The sequence below is a fragment of the Glutamicibacter sp. BSL13 genome (assembly GCF_052928425.1).
This window is the reverse complement of record NZ_JAVGCZ010000138.1, coordinates 1-5,268: the sequence shown is the minus strand read 5'-3', so window position 1 is coordinate 5,268 and position 5,268 is coordinate 1. Positions and strand designations below refer to the sequence as shown.

At 67.4% G+C, this 5,268-nt stretch carries 6 protein-coding genes; all 6 read left to right on the top strand.

The window, feature by feature from the left end:
* The coding region (locus RCJ92_RS14825) for a TilS substrate-binding domain-containing protein (protein ID WP_446754971.1) at positions 1-198 on the top strand (198 nt) is incomplete at its 5' end.
* Positions 199-262: 64 nt separating this feature from the next.
* Positions 263-814 carry a hypoxanthine phosphoribosyltransferase gene (gene hpt, locus RCJ92_RS14820; RefSeq protein WP_054821563.1) on the top strand — a complete coding sequence of 184 codons (552 nt, stop codon included), beginning with the start codon at positions 263-265 and terminating at the stop codon, positions 812-814.
* 110 nt (positions 815-924) lie between these two features.
* Positions 925-2,853, top strand: a complete 1,929-nt coding sequence (gene ftsH, locus RCJ92_RS14815) for an ATP-dependent zinc metalloprotease FtsH (protein WP_138173107.1) — start codon at positions 925-927, stop codon at positions 2,851-2,853.
* Between the two features lie 183 nt (positions 2,854-3,036).
* Positions 3,037-3,648: a GTP cyclohydrolase I FolE gene (gene folE, locus RCJ92_RS14810; protein ID WP_446754972.1), complete on the top strand. Its 612-nt coding sequence runs from the start codon at positions 3,037-3,039 to the stop codon at positions 3,646-3,648.
* Between the two features lie 4 nt (positions 3,649-3,652).
* Entirely contained in the window at positions 3,653-4,555 is a 903-nt protein-coding gene (gene folP, locus RCJ92_RS14805) for a dihydropteroate synthase (protein ID WP_446754970.1), read from the top strand.
* Positions 4,542-5,268 (top strand): dihydroneopterin aldolase (gene folB, locus RCJ92_RS14800; RefSeq protein ID WP_446754969.1); only part of this gene is annotated, 727 nt, incomplete at its 3' end. The genes folP and folB, both read left to right, overlap by 14 nt.

Here is a 5,268-nt window from a genome sequence, read left to right as displayed (position 1 = left end):
GCCGTCTCCTCGCGGGTGCTGCGCCTGGCCGTGCGCGCGGCCGGGGGCACGAACCCGAGCCGGGAACGCACTGCGGCGCTGCAGCAGCTGGCCGGACTGGGCACGGCGCCGAGCCGTTCGGCCGGCCCGGTGCAGCTGGAGGGAGAGATCTACGCCTACCGGCGCGGTCCGGTGATCGTTTTCACCAGACCCAGCTAAACACTGGGGGCCGGAGTGTGGCAATCTAGTGGGGTACCACCCCTCTACATTCAGGAGAACCTTCGTGGATTCGAACGAGATCAAGGCCGATCTGGCCCACGTGCTGTACACCAAGGAAGAGATCCAGGCCCGGATCAACGAACTGGCCGCGCAGATCGACAAGGACTACGAAGGCCGCGACATCCTCGTGGTGGGTGTGCTCAAGGGCGCGGTGATGGTCATGGCCGACCTCTCGCGCGCACTGAAGTCGCACGTGACCATGGACTGGATGGCGGTCTCCTCCTACGGTTCGGGCACCCAGTCCTCCGGGGTGGTACGCATCCTCAAGGACCTGGACACCGACCTGATGGGCAAGCACGTGCTGATCGTGGAGGACATCATCGACTCCGGGCTGACCCTGTCGTGGCTGAAGTCCAACCTGGAATCCCGCGGCCCGGCCAGCGTGGAAATCTGCACCCTGCTGCAGAAGCCGGAGGCGGCCAAGGTGAAGATCGATGTGAAGTACGTGGGCATGGACATCCCCAACGAGTTCGTGGTCGGCTACGGGCTGGACTACGCGGAGAAGTACCGCAACCTGGACTGCATCGGCACCCTGGCGCCCCACATCTACCAGTAGGGAACTTTTCGTGCGCCGCGTGCGTTGATCAGTATCGATAGACATGGCGTAGCCCGGACGTCGGATGAAGTGCGTGAGGGGGATGCGGGGGAACGGGAACCTCCGGATCGATGAAAACCAAGAAACTTTTTAACAGCTGGATCATTTGGGTGCTCGTCGGGGTCACCGCCGTGCTGTTGTTCCTGCCGATGCTTTTCGGGCAGAACAGCGCGCGCGTGGACACCTCGGTGGGCCTGAACCAGCTGCGTTCGGGCAACGCCGCCGAGGCGAAGATCTTCGACGGGGACCAGCGGGTGGACCTGCTGCTGAAGGACCCGCTGAACGTGGACGGGGTCGACAAGGGCAAGAACGTCTCCTTCTACTATTCGGTGGCCCGCAGCGAGCAGGTCATCGACGCCATGAACGGCGCGAAGCTGAACAAGTTCACCGACCAGCCGGTGCAGAACAACTGGTTCGTCTCCATGCTGGGCGTGATCATCCCCTTCCTGCTGATCGCCGGCCTGTTCTGGTTCATCCTGGCCCGCTCCCAGGGCGGGGGCTCGAAGGTCATGCAGTTCGGCAAGTCCAAGGCGAAGCTGATCACCAAGGACATGCCGCAGGTGACGTTCAAGGACGTGGCCGGGGCCGATGAGGCCGTGGAGGAGCTGCACGAGATCAAGGAGTTCCTGCGCGAGCCGGGCAAGTTCCAGGCCGTGGGCGCGAAGATCCCCAAGGGCGTGCTGCTCTACGGTCCGCCGGGCACCGGCAAGACCCTGCTGGCCAAGGCCGTCGCCGGTGAGGCGCAGGTCCCGTTCTACTCGATCTCCGGTTCGGACTTCGTGGAAATGTTCGTCGGCGTGGGCGCCTCGCGCGTGCGCGACCTGTTTGAGCAGGCGAAGAACAACTCCCCGGCGATCATCTTCGTCGATGAGATCGACGCGGTGGGCCGCCACCGCGGCGCCGGCATCGGCGGGGGCAACGACGAACGCGAGCAGACCCTGAACCAGCTGCTGGTGGAGATGGACGGCTTCGACGCCACCACCAACGTCATCCTGATCGCCGCGACCAACCGTCCCGACGTGCTGGATCCGGCGCTGCTGCGCCCGGGCCGCTTTGACCGGCAGATCCCGGTCGAGGCCCCGGACCTGAAGGGCCGCGAGCAGATCCTGAAGGTGCACGTGAAGGGCAAGCCCGTGGACGAGTCCGTGGACCTGACCGCGGTGGCCAAGAAGACCCCCGGGTACACCGGCGCGGACTTGGCCAACGTGCTGAACGAGGCGGCGCTGCTGACCGCGCGCTCCAACGCGAACCTGATCGATGACCGCGCCCTGGATGAGGCGATCGACCGGGTGATGGCCGGCCCGCAGAAGCGCACCCGGCTGATGGACGAGCACGAACGCAAGGTCACCGCCTACCACGAGGGCGGGCACGCGCTGGTGGCCGCGGCCATGAACCAGACCGCCCCGGTCACCAAGATCACCATCCTGCCGCGTGGCCGCGCCCTGGGCTACACCATGGTGGTGCCCGAGTCGGACAAGTACTCGGTGACCCGCAACGAACTGCTGGACCAGATGGCCTACGCCATGGGCGGGCGCGTGGCCGAGGAAATCGTCTTCCACGACCCGTCCACCGGGGCCAGCAACGACATCGAGAAGGCCACCGCCACCGCGCGCAAGATGGTCACCGAATACGGGATGAGCGAGAAGGTCGGCGCGGTGCGCCTGTCCTCCTCCTCCGGGGATGCGATGTACGGCCAGGCCGGCAGCCGCGAATACTCCGATGAGATGGCCTCGCTGGTCGACGACGAGGTGCGCAAGCTCATCGAGGCGGCGCACGACGACGCCTACTGGGCGCTGACCCACAACCGTCCGGTGCTCGACCGGCTGGCGCTGGCGCTGCTGGAGCACGAGACGCTGAACCAGAAGGAGATCGAGGAGATCTTCTCCGACCTGGTCAAGATCGACAAGCGCGAGGTGTGGCTGTCCAACGCGCAGCGCCCCGTGCACGAGGCCGGGCCGATTCTCAGCCCCAAGGAGCGGGCCGCGCAGGCCAGCGACTAGGCAGGCACCCCGCGGGCGGCCGGAGGCGAAACGCCCCGGCCGCCCGCGGCGTATCGCCCACCGCCCACGGGTGCCGGCGGTGCCCGTGTTACCTTTCGATGCGCGGGCCGGCACCCCAAACCGGATAGGATCTAGAACGTGAGTAGTTCCAAGACCATAGACAGTTCGAAGAGCCAGGACAGCGTGCCCGGTCCCGAGGGAGCCCAGTCCCCCAACGGCGTGCCGGCCAAAGAAGTGGACCAGCCGCGCATTGCGGCGGCGGTGCGCGAGATCCTGCTGGCCATCGGCGAGGACCCGGACCGTGACGGGCTGGTGGACACCCCCAAGCGGGTCGCCAAGGCGTACGCCGAATTCTTCGCCGGGCTCAGCCAGGACCCGGCCGAACACCTGGACACCACCTTTGACATCGAGCACGATGAACTGGTGCTGGTCAAGGACATCCCGTTCTACTCCACCTGCGAGCACCACCTGGTCCCGTTCCACGGTTCGGCGCACATCGGCTACATTCCGGGCAAGGCCGGAAAGGTCACCGGGCTGAGCAAGCTGGCCCGGCTGGTGGAGGTCTTCGCCCGCCGCCCCCAGGTCCAGGAGCGGCTGACCACCCAGATCGTCGACGCCCTGGTTGAGCACCTGCACCCGCAGGGCGCGATCGTGGTCGTGGAATGCGAACACATGTGCATGTCCATGCGCGGGGTGCAGAAGCCCGGCGCGAAGACCGTCACCAGCGCGGTGCGCGGCCAGCTGCGCGAAACCGCGACCCGCGCCGAAGCCATGAGCCTGATCTTAGGAAAGTAGTGATATGTCTCTAGGAGCGATTCCGGGCACCGGCCCGGCCACCAGCCCGCTGACCGTGATCCGCAAGATCAAGCGCAAGACCTTCGCCGATCTGCCCACCGACCGCACCCTGGTCATGGGGATCCTGAACATCACTGAGGACTCCTTCTCCGACGGCGGGAAGTACCTGGACTCCGGGGCCGCCATCGACCAGGGCCTGAAGCTGCTGTACTCGGGCGCGGACATCATCGACGTGGGCGGGGAGTCCACCCGCCCCGGCGCCGCCGAGGTGGACCCGCAGCTGGAACGCGAACGCATCATCCCGGTCATCCAGGCCCTGGCCAAGGGCGGGGCCGTGGTGTCGGTGGACACCATGCACGTGGACACCGCCCGTGCCGCCATCGACGCCGGAGCGCACCTGGTCAACGACGTCTCCGGGCTCACCTACGAGCCGGGCATGCCCGAACTGATCGCCGAAACCGGGGTCCCCTACGTGCTGATGCACCGCCGCGGCACAGCGCAGAGCATGGTCACCGAGGCGAACTACCAGGACGTGGTCACCGAGGTGGTTGGCGAACTGCGCCAGCTGCGCGACGAGTTCGTGGCCAAGGGCGTGCGCCCCGAACAGATCATCCTGGACCCGGGGCTGGGCTTCGCCAAGGACGCCGAACACAACTGGGCGCTGCTGGCCGCGCTGGGCGAGCTGGAGGCGCTGGGGCACAAGGTGCTGATTGGCACCAGCCGCAAACGCTTCCTGGGTGAACTGCTGCGCGAGGGCGGCAAGCCGCGCGACGTGCAGAACCGCGATGCCGCCACCGCCGCAACCACCACGCTGGCCGCCGCCAACGGGGTCTGGGCGGTGCGCGTGCACGACGTGCAGTCCAGCCGCGACGCCATCGAAGTAGTGAAGGCGCATGGATCGCATTAGCGTCACCGGCATCACCGCCACCGGCCACCACGGGGTCTTCGAGCACGAGAAGCGCGAAGGCCAGCCGTTTACGGTGGACGTGGTGCTGCACACCGACACCACCCGCGCGGCGCTGAGCGACAACGTGAGAGACACCGTGCACTACGGGGAAGTCAGCGAGCTGGTCGTCGGCCAGATCCAGGCCGGGCCCTGGGACCTGATCGAGAAGCTGGCCGAACAGATCGCCCAGGCGATCCTCACCGGCTACCCCAGCGTGGCGCGGGTCGACGTCACCGTGCACAAGCCCCAGGCCCCGATCCCGGTGCCCTTTGACGATGTCACCGTGGCGATCAGCCGCGTGCAGAGGGAGCACCGCGCGGTGCTGGCGCTGGGCTCGAACCTGGGCGAGAGCCGGCAGACGCTTCAGGCGGCCGTGCGCGAACTGCAGGACCACCCGCAGGTGCGGGTCGAAGCCGTGTCCCCGCTGGCGCTGACCAAGCCGGTGGGCGGGCCCGGGGGCCAGCCGGACTACCTGAACCAGGTCATCGCCGTGCGCACCACCCTGGACCCGCACCAGCTGCTGGATCTGTGCCAGCAGGTGGAGCGGGAGCACCACCGCACCCGCACCGTGCGCTGGGAGGCGCGGACCCTGGACGTGGATGTGATCACCTATGACCAGCTGGTGCTGCAGGACGAGCGGCTGACCCTGCCGCACCCGCGCGCGCACCTGCGCG